General features: G+C 55.4%; 13 protein-coding genes. 6 read left to right on the top strand and 7 right to left on the bottom strand.

Translation table 11 applies throughout. From position 1 onward, the window contains the following. Positions 1 to 77: 77 nt before the first annotated feature. The 3 genes from ADICEAN_RS02345 to ADICEAN_RS02335 all read right to left on the bottom strand — a co-directional run bounded on the left by ADICEAN_RS02345 (position 78) and on the right by ADICEAN_RS02335 (position 4,942). On the bottom strand, positions 78 to 3,047 hold the full coding sequence (locus ADICEAN_RS02345) for a DEAD/DEAH box helicase (RefSeq protein WP_009193905.1): 2,970 nt from the start codon (positions 3,045 to 3,047) through the stop codon (positions 78 to 80). Positions 3,048 to 3,229: 182 nt separating this feature from the next. Next, positions 3,230 to 4,453: an ABC transporter permease gene (locus ADICEAN_RS02340; protein ID WP_009193904.1), complete on the bottom strand. Its 1,224-nt coding sequence runs from the start codon at positions 4,451 to 4,453 to the stop codon at positions 3,230 to 3,232. A gap of 96 nt (positions 4,454 to 4,549) precedes the next feature. Beyond that, the gene (locus tag ADICEAN_RS02335; protein ID WP_009193903.1) at positions 4,550 to 4,942 is read right to left on the bottom strand and encodes a ribosome-binding factor A; all 393 of its coding nucleotides are present in this window, start codon (positions 4,940 to 4,942) and stop codon (positions 4,550 to 4,552) included. Positions 4,943 to 5,025: 83 nt separating this feature from the next. Here ADICEAN_RS02335 and ADICEAN_RS02330 point away from each other — a divergent pair, with 83 nt between their 5' ends. Further along, on the top strand, positions 5,026 to 6,462 hold the full coding sequence (locus tag ADICEAN_RS02330) for a hypothetical protein (RefSeq protein WP_009193902.1): 1,437 nt from the start codon (positions 5,026 to 5,028) through the stop codon (positions 6,460 to 6,462). A gap of 86 nt (positions 6,463 to 6,548) precedes the next feature. Here ADICEAN_RS02330 and rpiB read toward each other — a convergent pair whose 3' ends face one another. Continuing rightward, positions 6,549 to 6,983, bottom strand: a complete 435-nt coding sequence (gene rpiB / locus ADICEAN_RS02325) for a ribose 5-phosphate isomerase B (RefSeq protein ID WP_009193901.1) — start codon at positions 6,981 to 6,983, stop codon at positions 6,549 to 6,551. A 121-nt stretch (positions 6,984 to 7,104) separates the two neighbouring features. Between rpiB and ADICEAN_RS02320 the strand changes: the two genes are divergently transcribed. Both ADICEAN_RS02320 and ADICEAN_RS02315 read left to right on the top strand, forming a co-directional pair. Then, positions 7,105 to 7,926, top strand: a complete 822-nt coding sequence (locus ADICEAN_RS02320) for a hypothetical protein (RefSeq protein WP_009193900.1) — start codon at positions 7,105 to 7,107, stop codon at positions 7,924 to 7,926. A gap of 99 nt (positions 7,927 to 8,025) precedes the next feature. After that, on the top strand, positions 8,026 to 8,745 hold the full coding sequence (locus ADICEAN_RS02315; protein WP_009193899.1) for a hypothetical protein: 720 nt from the start codon (positions 8,026 to 8,028) through the stop codon (positions 8,743 to 8,745). Positions 8,746 to 8,966: 221 nt separating this feature from the next. Here the strand turns inward: ADICEAN_RS02315 and tatC are convergent, their stop codons facing one another. Both tatC and glyA read right to left on the bottom strand, forming a co-directional pair. Next, entirely contained in the window at positions 8,967 to 9,857 is an 891-nt protein-coding gene (gene tatC, locus ADICEAN_RS02310; RefSeq protein WP_009193898.1) for a twin-arginine translocase subunit TatC, read from the bottom strand. 54 nt (positions 9,858 to 9,911) lie between these two features. Beyond that, a complete protein-coding gene (glyA, locus tag ADICEAN_RS02305; protein ID WP_009193897.1) occupies positions 9,912 to 11,225 on the bottom strand; it encodes a serine hydroxymethyltransferase in 1,314 nt (437 codons plus the stop codon). Between the two features lie 215 nt (positions 11,226 to 11,440). Between glyA and ADICEAN_RS02300 the strand changes: the two genes are divergently transcribed. From ADICEAN_RS02300 to ADICEAN_RS02290, 3 genes are all read left to right on the top strand, one after another. Next, on the top strand, positions 11,441 to 12,178 hold the full coding sequence (locus ADICEAN_RS02300; protein WP_009193896.1) for a head GIN domain-containing protein: 738 nt from the start codon (positions 11,441 to 11,443) through the stop codon (positions 12,176 to 12,178). A 19-nt stretch (positions 12,179 to 12,197) separates the two neighbouring features. Further along, positions 12,198 to 13,052 (top strand): universal stress protein, encoded by an 855-nt coding sequence (locus tag ADICEAN_RS02295; protein WP_040396020.1) that lies wholly within the window; start codon positions 12,198 to 12,200, stop codon positions 13,050 to 13,052. 140 nt (positions 13,053 to 13,192) lie between these two features. Continuing rightward, entirely contained in the window at positions 13,193 to 14,053 is an 861-nt protein-coding gene (locus ADICEAN_RS02290; RefSeq protein WP_009193894.1) for a universal stress protein, read from the top strand. A 46-nt stretch (positions 14,054 to 14,099) separates the two neighbouring features. Here the strand turns inward: ADICEAN_RS02290 and ADICEAN_RS02285 are convergent, their stop codons facing one another. After that, positions 14,100 to 15,014: a DUF72 domain-containing protein gene (locus tag ADICEAN_RS02285; protein ID WP_040395998.1), complete on the bottom strand. Its 915-nt coding sequence runs from the start codon at positions 15,012 to 15,014 to the stop codon at positions 14,100 to 14,102. Positions 15,015 to 15,092: the final 78 nt, after the last annotated feature.

The raw sequence follows: 15,092 nt of genomic DNA, 5'->3' as shown, positions 1-15,092 counted from the left end.
ATGGCAGGGGGTTAGTTACTACTGAAAAGGAGGCAGTCCCCCTAGCGAGGGAATTAATTCCCTCGCTAGGGGGTAGCTTACGCCAGTATACTATCAATATCCTCCTTGCTCAGTGTTTTTACAAAGCTCTCCTCGGTGGTAATCAGATTGTCGGCCAGGCTGCTTTTGAGCTGCTGTAGGGCCAGGATCTTTTCTTCTACCGTGTCTTTGGTGATGAACTTGTAGGTAAACACCTGATTTTCCTGCCCGATGCGGTGCGCCCGGTCTATGGCCTGCTGCTCAATGGCGGGGTTCCACCAGGGGTCGAGCATAAACACATAATCGGCCTTGGTGAGGTTAAGGCCTACCCCGCCGGCTTTCAGGGAGATCAGGAAAACGCGTAGTTTAGGATCGTTCTGAAAGCGCTCTACCTGGGCCTGCCGGTCTTTGGTGGCGCCATCCAGGTAGGCGTACTGGATCTTTTCGGCATCCAGGTAGCGGCGCACAAGCGTCAGGTGCTTTACAAACTGGCTGAAGACCAGGATCTTGTGCCCCTCGGCAATGGCGCTTTGCAGCATGTCTACCACCTCCTCCATTTTGCCGCTGCCGTCTTTGTACTCCTCATCTACCATAGAGGGGTGGTTGGCGATCTGGCGTAGCTTGGTAAGGCCCTGCAGCAGCACAAACTGCGATTTTTTCACTCCATGCAGGTCTATCTGGTCCAGAATGTGGCTGCGGTAGTAGTTTTTGGCGGCTTCGTACTTTTCGGCCTGCTCTTCGGTCATGCTGCAGTAGCGGATGTTCTCTACCTTATCGGGCAGCTCGGTGGCTACCTGCGTTTTTTGCCGGCGCAGAATAAAGGGCTTGATAATGCTGTAGAGCTTGCTGCTTTTATCGCCATCCTGCTTTTTCTCAATGGGGTTTAAGAACTCGTTGCGGAAAAAGCTCTGGTTGCCCAGCAGGCCCGGGTTGATGAAATGCATCTGCGACCAGAGGTCCATGGTGCTGTTCTCCAGAGGGGTACCGGTCAGGATCAGGCGACGGCGGCTCTTCAGGTCCCGCACGGCCTTGGCAATGTTGGAGCTGGGGTTTTTAATGGCCTGGCTCTCGTCCAGGATCACATAGTTGAAATAAAACTTCTGCAGCTCTTCGATGTCCAGGCGCACGATGCCGTAGGAGCTCAGCACCAGGTCATAGTTCTTAAAGCGGCTTACATCTTTGTTGCGGTTGGTGCCGGTGTAGAGGTGCACGCGCAGGTTGGGGGTAAAGCGGCGGGCCTCCATCTCCCAGTTGTAGATCAGGGAGGTGGGCATTACCAGCAGGCTGGTGCCCTCCTGCCCGCTTTCTTTCTGGGCCTGCAGCATGGCCAGCGTTTGTACGGTCTTGCCCAGGCCCATATCGTCGGCCAGGCAGCCGCCAAAGCTGTACTTGTTCAGGAACTGCAGCCAGTTGTAGCCGGCCTTTTGGTAGGGGCGCAGCAGGCCCTGGAACTTGGCCGGCACGGGGTGGTCTTCTATCTCTTCAAAGTCACGCAGCTTCTCCAGCTTGCGGCTCATGCTTACCTCGGCCAGGTTACCGCTCTGCAGGTCCTGCACCAGGGCCAGGTGGTGCTTGCGCAGCACCATGTTTTCCTGCTCTCTACCTTCTTCGGCAAAGGCAAAAAGCTCGCTGTAGTCGGCAAACCAGTGGGCGGGAATAACGGCTACCTCGCCATTGGGCAGCTTTATTTCGGCCTGCTTGCGCATGATGTGCTTGCGCAGCTCCTGAAAGGGGATCTCGTAGGGGCCAAAGCGAATCACGGCATAGATATCGAACCAGTCGATGTTTTCCCGCACCTCAATGCGGATGGACGACTCGCCCAGAAAGTAGCGCTTGCCATCGGTTTCGCTCTGGCCAATGCTAAAGCCCAGCTCCTCCAGCTGCTGGCGGTAGCTGCTCAGCCAGCCAAAGGCCTCCTGCTTGGGCAGGGCGGCGCGGGCATGCTTGATGTCCAGGCCGGTATCGCGCAGCAGTTTCAGAATGCGTTTTTCTTCCGAGGGGGAGCGCTTCACTTTATGAAAGATGTATTCGCTGCCCTGCTGGTCTACGCGCACGCTGGTTTCGCTGTTGGTATCGGCCTTAAAAAGGTAATTGCCATAACGAAACTGCAGGCTGAAGAGAATTTTGCTGCCATCGGCCAGAAGGGCAGCGGTGCCGTTGGCAAGAGCCGTATCGCTGCCATTGGTGCTGGCGCCTTCGTACTGGAGCAGCTCGGCCCGCTGGGCTTCGGCCAGCTCCGAAAAGCTGAGCACCGGCTGCGGGGGGTATTTTTCTTCCCGGATCTCGAAGCCCTGCGCCAGCACATCAAACTGTGAGATCAGGGGTGCCACAAAACGGCGGTAATAGGTATCTTCTACCTTGCGGGGCACTTCTATGTACTGCTTTTTGAGGAAGGGCTGCAGTTTTTTGCCATCCACTTCCTGTTCAAAAGTATAAAGACGGTTGTTGAGCACCAGCCAGGCCGGTTCCTTACAGATCAGGTACCCCCCGCGGCGCTGAAAGTCCAGCTTTTGCCCGCCGTATTTAATGGTGGGGAAGTAATGGGTGCTGATCTCGTTGCGACGAAAGTGAAAAAGCACGGTTGCCCGCTCGGTCATCACCTCTATCTGGCGCCAGGCCGGCTCGCCATCATTGCCCATTTCAAAAAGCAGCTTGCCCTGTATGCGCTCCAGCACCTGGGCCCGGCGGCGCTCCAGATAGGCCTCAATTTCTTCCTGCAGGGCTTTGTTACCCTTTTCGGCATCGTATACTTTTAAGAAGAATTCGCTGGGATTTACTTTTTTGGGCCAGAACTGCTTCATGATCACATCCTGCTGCATGGTATCCATGATGCGGATCAGTTCATAGTCGGTCTCATCGAGCCCGGAGGCAAACTCGGCTGCATTTTTGGCAGAGATGTTCTGGTGCAGGAAGGAGAGCTGACCGGCATCGTCCAGCTGAACGACAAAGGATTCGAACAGATAGCCCAGGAATTCATGGGCATAGAGCGAATAGATCAGCTTAAAGGGTTTAGACGTGCTAACTTTCATTCACCAAAAAGTAAAAACAGCCTCGCAAATTAGCTAAAAATGGGGATATACAGGCCGGGGCAGTACTAAATTTAAGGATTCTTGCGGATATAAAAAGGCCTGCTTTTGCTTTTTGTAAACTTTTTTTGAAGCAAAATAATTTTTTTGAGAATCAGGCACATACAGGCTTTTTTGACCCCTCTTTACACATGCTGGGCCGTATCGGTGCGGGCGGCCAGCGAGGCCGGATGGAAGGAGGCCAGCAGGGTAATAAGGGTGGTGCTGATGGCAGTAAAGAGCAGGTCGCTGGCCATTAATTTTACCGGATAGGCACTTTCTACAGAGGTTTGCATGCCCATGCCCACCAGGCCGTAGCGCTCCTGCACCAGCACGATCAGCACCCCCAGCAGGGTGCCCAGAATGGCGCCGGTAAAGGCAATGATGGCCCCTTCGTACAAAAAGATCTTGCGCACCAGCCCCGGAGAGGCACCCATGGAGAAGAGAATGGCAATATCCCGCTGCTTATCCAGCGCCAGCATGGTGAGGGAAAAAAAGATGTTGAAGGAAGCCACGGCCAGTATAAACGTAAAGGCCAGGTACACAAACAGCTTTTCAATCTTGATGGCTTTGAGCAGGCTGCTGTGCTGCTCATCGCTGTTTTGCACCACAAAGCCTGCAGGCAGGCGCTCCTTTAGCAGGCGCTGCACCCGGCTGATGCGCATCTCATCGGTGGTTTTTATTTCCAGGGCCGTGCGCCGGTTTCCATAATCAAAGAGCTTTAAGGCAAAGTCCAGGGGTACAAACACGTAGTTCTCATCGTACTGCTTTTCAATGCTGAAGATGGCCCCGGGGCGGATGTTCTGCTGCACGTAGTATTTGCTGGGGTCCAGCGTGCCGGGCCGCACATTGCGCGGGTAGTAGATGCGCAGGGCATAAAAATCATTCTCCAGCGCTACGGATAGTGCATTGCGCACCCCTGCGCCGATAATGGCTACCGGAAACTCACCTTTTGTAAGGGCCAGATCGCCCTGTACAATCGTGCCCTGCATGCGGCCCTGCTCCAGAAAGTTTTGGCTTACCCCCTTTACTTTGGCCACCTTTTCGGCATCCTGATAGCGGATCAGGGCATTGTCTTCGGCCACCTCGGTTATAATGGCCACCCCCTCGGTAGTGCGCACTATGTTGAGCAGCTCCGGCGTAAGCTCAAAGGTTTTGCCCCGCTCGGCCACAATGCGCAACTCGGCATCAAAGGCATTGTAGAGGGAGCGGATCAGGTCCTCGAGCCCGTTAAAGACCGACAGCACAATAATAAGCGCCATGGTGCCCACTGCCACTACCAGCATGCTGATAATGGAGATGATGTTGATAAAGGTCTTTTTCTTTTTAGACCGGAAGTAGCGCCTGGCGATGAAAAAGGAGAGGTTCAAACAGCTAGTGGGTATTGAGTAGTGAGTAATGAGACAAGGGGGCAGTAGCGGTCAGAAAAGCCGGTAGCGGCCCCCTGCTTTGCCTGTATGCCGGGCTTACTCTTCTTCGTCGGAGGTGTTTTTTTCCATCGCCACCGGAGGAATGTCCAGGTTGCTGATCACCCGGTCCATATGGGCGGCATAGTCGGCCCCCTCATTTAGGAAAAATACAAGTTCGGGAATGTGGCGCACCTCCTTGCGGATGCGGCGGCCCAGCATGTTGCGGATCTCGCTCTTTCGTTCGTTTACCGTATCCAGCAGCAGCTGGGGGTTGGGGGCCAGCATAAAGCTCAAAGAGGCCTTTACTACGCTCAGGTCGGGGCTAACGTGCACATCGGCAACGGTAACCATGGTATTTTTGAACAGATGTGGAATATCTCGCTGAAAAATTTCACTTAATTCCTTTTGCATCAACCGCCCAAATTTTTGCTGTCGCTTGCTTTCACTCATAGGTGCAAATATTATAACAAGATTGTTGTTTGTCTAAGAAATGAACTATTTTCGTTTTTGTTTAGGTATACGATACTTCCTCTGTGATAGCCTTCTTCCGACTTAACGACCCCTACCGGCTTATTGGTATCTTTTTGCTACTGCTGGTGCTGCGGCTGCCGGCCCTGCTTGGCTGGATTCCCGCGCTGCAACCCCAGCTGGGCTGGATGGTGCTGGGCGAAAACCTGGCCGCCGGCGATAGTCTGTACGAAGGCATCTGGGACAATACCGGCCCCTTTGCAGCGGCGGTCTACTGGCTGCTGGATGCGCTCTTTGGCCGATCTCTACTGGCACACAGCCTGCTGGCCATGCTGGTGGTGCTGATACAGGCAGCGCAATTTAACCTGATGCTGCTTAACTTCCGGGCCTACAATGAAAATACCTACGTACCAGCGCTTATTTATACGGTGCTGGCCCACCTGTTTTACGATTTTTACCTGCTTTCGCCCCCCCTGCTCTGCCTTACCTTTTTGCTGCTGGCCCTGCGCAACAGCTTTAAGGTAATTGCCGGTATGGGCAAGGACGAGAGCCTGTTTTTCCTGGGCGCCTATATAGGGGTGGCTGCCGGTTTTTACCTGCCGGCGCTGGCCTACCTGCCGGCCCTGCTGTTTGCCCTGCTGCTCTTTACCGGCACCAAGCCCCGGCAATACCTGCTGCTGCTCATAGGGGCAGCCCTGCCGCTGGTAAGCATTACGCTCTACTTTTTCTGGCAGGATAATCTGCAAAACTATTACTTCAGCTACTTTCTATCACTGAGCATCTTTGGTACCGATAATTACCTGAGCACCCTTTTTCTGCTGGGGCTGGCCACCATTCCCACCCTCTTCTTCCTGGTTGGGCTCTATCGCTTTAGCAGCCGCAACTATACCATTACCCAGACCCGCATGCAGCAGGCAATCTTTTATTTTCTGATTGCCGGACTTATTGCCATCTTTTTCTCAGCCGAGCGCTCGGGCTTTCACCTGCTGCTGCTGGTGCCGGCCTGGGCCTTTTACATCTCGCACTACCTGCTGCTCATTCGGCAGCACTTTAAGGCGGAGCTTATCTTCTGGGGCTTTTGCCTGCTGCTGGTAGCGCTTAATGTGCTGGTGCTTACCCGTATGGTGCCCGAGCTGGATCCCTACATTGATACCGAGCGGCTGCACGTGCAGCCGCGCCCCGAGCAGGAGCTGGTAGAGGGCAAAAAGATCCTGAGCCTGGGCCGGGACCTGAGCCTGTACCAGCATGCCCGGCTGGCTACCCCCTACCTGGAGTGGCGCCTGGCCACCCGGCAGCTTTCGGAGCTGAACTACTATGATAACCTGGTAGATGCCTTTAGCTACTTTCACCTGGATACCCCCCAGGTGCTGGTAGACGATGCCGGCATAGTGCCGCAGCTCTTTGAGCGCATGCCTACCATTGCCAGCCGCTACCAGCAGTCCTCCCGCTTTCCGCATGTGTATGTGCTCAGGGAAAAGGGTGTGGCGGCCGAGGATAACTAAGAACTAGCCGGCCTTTAGCCAAAGGCTGCAGGGCGGTCAAATTCCGGAGCGTTAAGCCCCCTTTCTGCAAAGCTAAGGCAACTTCCCTAACAGGCAATCTTATTTACCCTGTTGGCATGGCGGCCCCCTTCAAAGTCGGTGTCCAGAAAGGTGTCGGCCATTTTTTCGGCCAGGGCATAGTCTACAAAGCGGGCCGGCAGGCACAGAATGTTGGCATTGTTGTGCTGGCGGGAGAGGGAGGCCAGCTCTTCGGTCCAGGTAAGGGCCGCCCGGATGCCCTGGTGCTTGTTGGCCGTCATGCATACCCCATTGCCACTACCGCAGATCAGAATGCCAAAATCGGCCTGCTTGTTGGTAACGGCCTCGGCCAGGGGGTGTACATGGTCGGGATAATCTACAGACGCCTCACTGCCAGGGCCAAAATCCTGTACGGTATACCCCTTGCTTTGCAGGTGGCGGATCAGCTTCTCTTTGTATTGGTAGCCGGCATGGTCGCCGCCAATGGCTATTTTCTTGCTCATAGGTGTAAAAAATATGGGCGTTAAGTACGGCAATTTTGGGAGTAGTTTCAAGTAATAAGGGGCAGTATCCGGGGCCAGGCAGCAAAAGCTTCTTATCTTCGCAGTGCTAGTCTTGCCCCTTATGAAACTCCTTGCCCTTCTTGCCCACCTACTGCTTATATTGCTGCTTACAGCCCTAACGCAAATTGGGGGGCTGCTGTGGCTACTGGCCTACGGGCTGTCGGGCTGGGGCAAAAAGCCCGGCACCGGGCTCAGGCTGGGCCGCAGTCTGCTGCTGTTCATGGGCCTCTACACCCTAAGCGCACTGGTAGTGCTGCCTGTGGCGGCCGGCTACTGGGGCAAAGTGGGCCTGCCGGTCTGGTCAAACGAACGGCTGGGGCCGGCCTCACTGCTGTATCCCCTGCTCAACCGGCATTATGTAACGCGCCCTACCAAATGGCTCCTGCAGGAGGTGGCCGATCAGCTGCACCAGCAGCAGCCTGGCGCCCAGGTACGGTACCTGGATGCCGGTTTTCCGCTTTTTAGCCATTTTCCGCTGCTGCCCCACCTGAGCCATACCGATGGCCGCAAGGTAGACCTGGCCTTTTTTTACCAGCGCCCCGATGGCACCCCTACCAATGAAACACCCAGCCACACGGGCTATGGCGTGTTTGAGGGGCCTACCGAAAACGAGCAGGCCACGGCCGAAGGATGCGCCGGCAAAGGCTACTGGCAGTACAGCTACCCTCGCTACCTGACCATGGGCCAGCGGCCCAGCCTGCGCTTTGATGCCCTGCGCACCAAAAAACTGCTGCAGCTGCTCGTGCGCCAGCCCGAGACGGAAAAAGTATTTCTGGAGCCCCACCTCAGGGAGCGCCTGGGCTTTGGCCGGGAAGAAAAGGTGCGCTTTGCGGGATGCCAGGCTGTGCGCCACGATGATCACATTCATGTACAGCTGCGCTAATTGCTGGCGGCGGGCTGTACTAAGATTATCCCTGCGGGCGTTAGCATGAAGCGCTGTATTTCACCTAAATTTGCAGCTTAGATTCTATTCCTAACAAACATGTACAGTATACGTCTATTCCTTTTTGCTGCCCTGCTGGCAGTACTGGCTACTTCCTGTCAGAAAAACGATCCCGTGCCGCAAGGACCGCAGGTGGACCTTAGCAAACAATATTCGGCAGCCGAGCTGCACAGCGAGGCCATCCACATTGGCGTTCGGGGCAAGTGGCACATTTGGTCACAGGATTCGGTGCTCATCAAGAATTATATGAGCCGCAGGATTCAGGAAGAAAATAATCCCGGCTTTTTGCCCCCACGCAAGAGCCAGTCCCTGGGCGGAGCCGCACAGCGCCTGAGCTTTGAAAACCAGCTGGCCCTTTTGATGGAAAACGGGCAAACCACTACCTATTCTTTTGAAATACCCAATGGCTATACGGTGCTATGGCTGCGCCAGCAGGATACCCTTACGTATTATGAGAACGAGCGGCCGGCGGTGGTGAGCAAGCTGGGCTATTTTACACCGGTCTATTACCAGAAAACACCGGCTCCCGAAAATCCCGACTATAAGTATCAGATCCGGACCGTGCCGGAGCGCTACTTTACCATTGAGACCGGTGAGCTGCAGGCGCCGGGCATTTTGTACCACCTCAGAAAGTGGGATGAGGTTGAAGATTTTGGTGAGGTGCACAATTACCTGGGCTACCAGCCCGATATTCTGCAAGGGCTGGAAGTAGGCGATACGCTGCTGATCCAGCTTTACCGCAAGGACTTTACCTATTAATACCCCTTTGGGGTAGCGTCTCTCCCCCAGAAAGACAGCTGCGAAACACGCGTGCCACGAATTACTCGTGGCACGCGTGTTTCGCAGATGGATACAGCAACTAGTGCAAAAGTAGCTTATCCGATCAGATAAAAAAGGCCAGGCAGCTAAGCATTGCCTGGCGATAGGATGCTTAAAAAGAGAGCGGCTCCCCTACAGGTGCCGCTCTCTTTTTTTAAGACTTAATCAAACTGCTGATCGATGGGCAGCTGCTTTTTGGGTTCTTCCAGCCGCTTTTGCTGCTCCTCGTACAGGCGCTCCCGCTCTTCCATGGCCTTTAGGTGGGCGGCTTCTTCTTTGCGCTGGCGGCGCAGAATAATGGCGCTCAGGTAAATGCTGATCTCATACAGCAGCATCAGCGGCAGCGAGATCAGAATCTGGCTCATCACATCAGGGGGAGTGATAACGGCCGAAACAATCAGGATAATTACAATGGAGATTTTGCGGTAGGCCCGCATGCTGGCCGGGGTGGCTACCCCAATCTTGGTCAGGAACAGCACCACCACCGGTAGCTGAAACATCAGGGCACAGGCCAGCACCAGCATGGTAAGGGTAGAGATGTAGGAGTTTACATCAAACTCGTTTACAATGCTGGGGTCCAGCTGGTAGTTGGCCAGAAAGTTAATGGAAAGCGGAGCCACAAAGTAGTAGCCAAACAGGGTGCCCACCATAAACAGCACGCTTACGAAAAACACGGCCCCGCCACTTACATTGCGCTCCTTATCATACAGCGCCGGGCTTATAAAGCGCCAGATCTCCCAGAACACATAGGGAAAGGCACAAATCAGGCCCACCACAAAAGAAGTGGTAATGTGCATGGTAAACTGGGCCGACATCTGGCGGCTTTGCAGAATAAAGGGCAGTTCCTCAATGCAGATGGCATCCGAGCCTATGTACGCCCCCCACTGGCACAGCAGGCGGTAGGTCCAGAAATCGGTGCGGGACGGCCCCAGGATGATGTCATGAAACACCAGATCCTTGGCCATAAAAGCCGCTACGGCAAACACCACCACGGCTATCAGCGAGCGAATCAGGTGCCACCGGAGTTCTTCCAGATGGTCAATAAAAGACATGTCTTTAGCAGCAGCCACGGCGTTCTCCCCCTTGTCCTCTTTCTAGTGATTTGATTAGCGATAGAGCGGAAAATCCTTCATCCAGCTATTTACTTCTGCCCGCACCTGCTGAAGCACCCCTTCGTCCTCATGGTTCATCAGCACCCGGTCAATCAGGTCTACCACACGGGCCATATCACCTTCCTTAAGGCCGCGGGTAGTGATGGCAGGCGTACCTACCCGGATGCCCGAGGTCACAAAGGGTGATTTGTCATCAAAGGGCACCATGTTCTTGTTTACAGTGATATCGGCTTTTACCAGGGCATTTTCGGCCTGTTTGCCAGTAATGTTCTTGTTGCGCAGGTCAATGAGCATCAGGTGATTGTCCGTACCGCCCGATACCAGGTTATAGCCCTTGGCCACAAAAGCCTCGGCCATGGCGTGGGCATTTTTTACCAGCTGCAGGGTATAGTGCATGTATTCGTCGCTGAGCGCCTCGCCAAAGGCTACGGCTTTGGCCGCAATAATGTGCTCCAGCGGCCCCCCCTGCGTACCCGGAAATACGCCGCTATCCAGCAGTGCCGACATCATGCGGAGCTCGCCCTTGGGCGTTTTCAGGCCCCAGGGGTTCTCAAAATCCTCACCCATCATAATTACGCCGCCGCGGGGGCCGCGCAGGGTCTTGTGGGTAGTAGTGGTTACAATGTGGCAGTGTGGAATAGGATCGTTCAGCAGGCCTTTGGCAATAAGGCCGGCCGGGTGTGAGATATCGGCCAGCAGCAGCGCCCCTACCTCATCGGCAATGTCGCGCAGGCGCTCATAGTCCCAGTCCCGGCTGTAGGCCGAGGCGCCACAGATGATCATCTTGGGCTGCTCTTTTATGGCGATTTCTTCTACCTTGTCCCAGTCAATAAGGCCAGTCTCCTTTTCTACCCCATAAAACACAGGGCGGTAGAGCTTGCCCGAGTAGTTTACCGGCGAGCCGTGGGTCAGGTGGCCGCCATGGCTCAGATCAAAGCCCAGAATGGTATCGCCGGGCTGCAGGCAGGCCAGCATTACCGCTGCATTGGCCTGGGCGCCCGAGTGCGGCTGCACATTGGCCCATACAGCACCAAAGAGGTCCTTGAGCCGGTCTATGGCCAGCTGCTCCACCTGGTCTACCACCTCGCAACCGCCATAGTAGCGCTTGCCAGGCAGGCCTTCTGCATATTTGTTGGTGAGCACGCTGCCGGCCGCTTCCATTACCTGCGGTGAGGTAAAGTTTTCGGAAGCAATAAGCTCCAGGCCTCGTTCCTGTCGCTCGCGCTCCTCGTGGATGAGCGAAAAAACGGCTTCGTCGCGGGCAATGGTATGTGCTGCGTTATTTACGGCAGAAGGAAATGCTGTCATAGGGGGTCAGGATTAAAAACCAGGGGTAAAAATAGGATTTCGGCGGCACATTACCAATGCGAAGCCCGGCAGATGCCGGTGTGCTGCCGGCGGGGCAGCAGGGGGTATGCCACACCTGCTTTTAACAAGACTCCCGCTTGTATAGTTCTTATGACGCAGATCGTTGGTTTTTGCAGCAGCAACTTGTAGATTGACCCTAACTAAATCACCTATTTATGCTAAAACACTTTTTATGGCTGGCGGTGCTGCCCCTGCTTTTTTCCTGCAATAACAACGGCAACACCGTGCAGGGCAATGGCATGGTGGTAGAAGATCAGCGCAGCCTGGAAGATTTTTCTGCCATCAATGTAGAGGGCAGTTATGAGATTGTACTGGTACAGGGGCCGGCCGGCCTGCTGATCCAGACCGACTCTAACCTGCTGTCCTATATCCAGACCGAGGTAAAGCGCAATACCCTGCGCCTGAGCTCTACCGAAAACCTGAAGGGCTCCGATGGAATTATGATCCGCATCAGCTACCCCGAGCTGGAAAAACTTACCATTGGCGGAGCCGCCAAAATAACCGGCGATGGGCCCATTAGCGGCCGGGACCTGGAGATAGAAGTAAAAGGAGCGGCCATGGTAGAGCTTGATGTGGATGTGCGCAAGCTTGAGCTACAGATGGATGGCGCCTCTTCGCTCAACCTCAACGGCACGGCCCAGCAGCTGGATGCCCGCCTGGAAGGGGCCGGCAACCTGGCAGCCTATGACCTGCAGGTGCGCGATGCGTCCATTCACCTGAGCGGCATAGGCGGGGCACAGGTATTTGTAACCGACAACCTGCAGGCTCGTGTGAGCGGTGTGGGGGGTATCCGCTACCGCGGCAATCCGCAAAATATCCAACGCAAAGTAAGTGGTGTAGGCTCTATAGAACCGGCCAGCGCCGATGAGCAGGAGTCTGCCCCGGCATTATAACAGCAACCAAAACAGCATTATGGAACGCATATTAGTACTTACTGACTTTTCAGACATTGCCCAGCGCGGTCTGGAAGAAGCCGTTCGGCTGGCCCGGCAAATGGGCGGGGCCGAGCTCTACCTGCTCAATACCGAGCCGGCTCCCCAGGGCCGCGAGTTTTCAGCTACCGGCGATATTTACTATACCGATAATCCGGAAGAAGACCGCTTTATGATCGCCCTGATCCGGAAAAACAAAGAGCGGCTGGAGGCCCTGGCCGCCCAGTACGGCAGCGAGCAGGTGCGCGTTACCCCCTTTATGGAAGTGGGCGATCTGCAGGAGATTGTAGATGCCTTTATTGAAAAGCGCCAGGTAGACCTCATTGTCATGGGCACCAGCGGCGAAAATACCTTTGAGGAATACTTTGTGGGCAACCATACCGAGCAGGTGATCCGTGTGGCGCATGTGCCGGTTATCTCTGTAAAGGTCACCGATCGGCCTATGGACATCCGCAACATTGTGCTGGCCTCCGACATGAATGATAAGGCCGCCACCGGCATGCGCCATGTGCAGGCCCTGGCCAGCAAGCTGGGCGCACAGCTGCACCTGGTGCATGTAAGCAAAAGCGGCAAGCTGCAGCAAAGCCGTGCCGATCTGGAGCGCTATGTACGGGAGCATGGCATCACCAACTATACCATTGGCGCCATAGAAGACAGCGATACCGAAGAGGGCATCAAACGCTATGCCGCCAAGGTAGGGGCAGACCTGATTGCGGTGATCACCCGCGGCCGCGATGGACTGGCAGCCCTGCTGAGCCACAGTGTGGCCCATGATGTGATCCGCGAAGCCAGCGTGCCCGTGCTCACCGTAAACATGAGCGAACTTACCGCCTGAGCATAGGCGCTGCATACCTAATGAGTACAGCATAGAGCCCTGCCTGCCTGGGCAGGGCTCTTTTTCTATCCGGCAAAGTGATTTTTAGAAACCCTCTGTTCCGATTTTTGACTCCATCATAACTCAACCAACCCTCGCCTATGGAACGCATCCTAGTTCTCACCGATTTTTCAGACATTGCCCGCAGCGGCCTGGAAGAAGCCGTACGCCTGGCCGAGCAGCTGGGCCAGGCCGAAATCCTGCTGCTTAATACCGAAGAGACCAGCCAGGGCGCTGATTTCTCCTCTACCGGCGGCAGTAATTTTTACATGGATATCTCGGAGGGAGATCGCTTTGTAGTGGCCATCCTCAAGCGCAACAAAGAGCGGCTGCAGGAGCTGGCCATGCAGTACAGCAGCGAGCGGGTGCGCATTATTCCCTTTATTCAGGTAGGGCCGGTGCAGGAAACGGTGGATGTTTTTATCCACAACCATAAGGTAGACCTCATTGTGATGGGCACCAGCGGCGAAAACACCTTTGAGGAATACTTTGTGGGCAATCATACCGAGCAGGTACTGCGCATTGCCAATGTGCCGGTGATCACCATTAAAGTGGGCGACCGGGCTCCCAAAGAAGTGCGCTCCATTGTGCTGGCCACCGATATGAGCGAAAAAGCCGCCAGGGGCATTCCCTATATCAATGCGCTTGCCGGCAAACTGGGTGCACAGCTCCACCTGCTGCACGTAACCCGAAGCCGCAAGCTGGAGCAAAAGCGCCACGATATGGATGCCTATGCCCGGGCCCACGGTCTGGCCGGCTACGAGCTGGCCGCCATCACCGACAGCGATACCGAAGACGGCATCAAGCGTTATGCCGCCCAGATCGGCGCCGACATGATTGCCGTAATCACCCACGGCCGCGATGGCATAAAAGCCCTTTTTGCCGATAGCGTAGCCGAAAAGCTGGTGCGCGAATCTTCTATTCCGGTGCTTACCATCAATCGGCGGGAAATAGCCCGCTAAACGGGCCACCTCTTTACCGCCCCTTTTATAGCTGCGGCCCTGCGTACTAGCTTTCAGTATAAAGGCTCAGTTGCTGCTGCTCCCCATACCAGATGGGTTCAGGCAGGCCCAGCCCCAGCCGGGCATTGAGCGTGCGGATAAAGTAGCGGGCCAGATCGGCGCCCAGGCCCTGCTCGGGCTGGTGCATAAAAAAGAACACCTCTTCCAGCCCTTCTTCCATCCACTCCTGCAGCTGCAGCGCCCAGGCATTGAGCCGGTGGTAGTCGGTAGGGTGCAGGTTGTGGCCATTAAAGCGCACCAACACCTTACGGCTGCTCAGGCGCATGTGCAGGGCATCGCGCCGGCCGCCTACATCCGATAGTATGGCATGGGTGCCACTGGCCTCCATCAGGGCAAACAGCTCATCCTGTGCTGCCGTATCGGCAAACCAGGCGGGGTGGCGTACTTCCAGGGCCATGGCTATGTCCTGCGGCAGGGCCTCCAGCAGGCGGGCCAGTTCATCCAGGCGGTCGGGACCAAAGTAAGGGGGCATCTGCATAATGCAGGGGCCCAGGTGCCCTTCCATGGCCGCCAGCCGCAAAATAAACTGCTCGATCATTTCCGGATTGCCCAGCATGTTGCGCCGGTGGGTAATAAACTGGGGCACCTTGGGGCAGAACAGAAAGCCTTCCGGTACGGCGGCCATCCAGGAGGCTACCACCTCCGGGCGGGGCAGGTAGTAGTGGGTGCCGTTAAGCTCTACAGTGGGCAGCTGCCGGGCATAGGTTTCCAGAAAACGGCCTTGTGGGGTTCTGGGGGGAAAGATGCGGCCCTTATACCCCTTTTCTGACCATACCGAACAGCCTATGTGCACCCGGGGAAGCAGGGCAGGCCGGCCTGGTAGCACTTTTGACGTAAGGGGGTGGCTGGGCGGCAGGTTAAAGGCATGCCCCTCCGGGGAGTCTAATCGTCCAAATTTCATGTAAAGGCTGTCAGCTGATGGTAGAACTGCCAGGGGTAGCATATAGTTGCTGCCACCAAAATATCGCAATTATATTAG

Origin of the sequence: Cesiribacter andamanensis AMV16, from assembly GCF_000348925.1 — a bacterium.
Taxonomy (GTDB): Bacteria; Bacteroidota; Bacteroidia; order Cytophagales; family Cyclobacteriaceae; genus Cesiribacter; species Cesiribacter andamanensis.
Note: the sequence above shows the minus strand (reverse complement) of the source record. Positions and strands in the feature narration are given on the sequence as shown.

Bases quoted from the DNA above. Each gene is read 5' to 3' on its own strand.
- ADICEAN_RS02290 (WP_009193894.1), top strand. From the start codon at position 13,193: ATGGAACGCATCCTAGTTCTCACCGATTTTTCAGACATTGCCCGCAGC.
- ADICEAN_RS02285 (WP_040395998.1), bottom strand. From the start codon at position 15,014: ATGAAATTTGGACGATTAGACTCCCCGGAGGGGCATGCCTTTAACCTG.
- ADICEAN_RS02345 (WP_009193905.1), bottom strand. From the start codon at position 3,047: ATGAAAGTTAGCACGTCTAAACCCTTTAAGCTGATCTATTCGCTCTAT.
- tatC (WP_009193898.1), bottom strand. From the start codon at position 9,857: ATGTCTTTTATTGACCATCTGGAAGAACTCCGGTGGCACCTGATTCGC.
- ADICEAN_RS02300 (WP_009193896.1), top strand. From the start codon at position 11,441: ATGCTAAAACACTTTTTATGGCTGGCGGTGCTGCCCCTGCTTTTTTCC.
- ADICEAN_RS02315 (WP_009193899.1), top strand. From the start codon at position 8,026: ATGTACAGTATACGTCTATTCCTTTTTGCTGCCCTGCTGGCAGTACTG.
- ADICEAN_RS02320 (WP_009193900.1), top strand. From the start codon at position 7,105: ATGAAACTCCTTGCCCTTCTTGCCCACCTACTGCTTATATTGCTGCTT.
- rpiB (WP_009193901.1), bottom strand. From the start codon at position 6,983: ATGAGCAAGAAAATAGCCATTGGCGGCGACCATGCCGGCTACCAATAC.
- ADICEAN_RS02335 (WP_009193903.1), bottom strand. From the start codon at position 4,942: ATGAGTGAAAGCAAGCGACAGCAAAAATTTGGGCGGTTGATGCAAAAG.
- ADICEAN_RS02295 (WP_040396020.1), top strand. From the start codon at position 12,198: ATGGAACGCATATTAGTACTTACTGACTTTTCAGACATTGCCCAGCGC.
- glyA (WP_009193897.1), bottom strand. From the start codon at position 11,225: ATGACAGCATTTCCTTCTGCCGTAAATAACGCAGCACATACCATTGCC.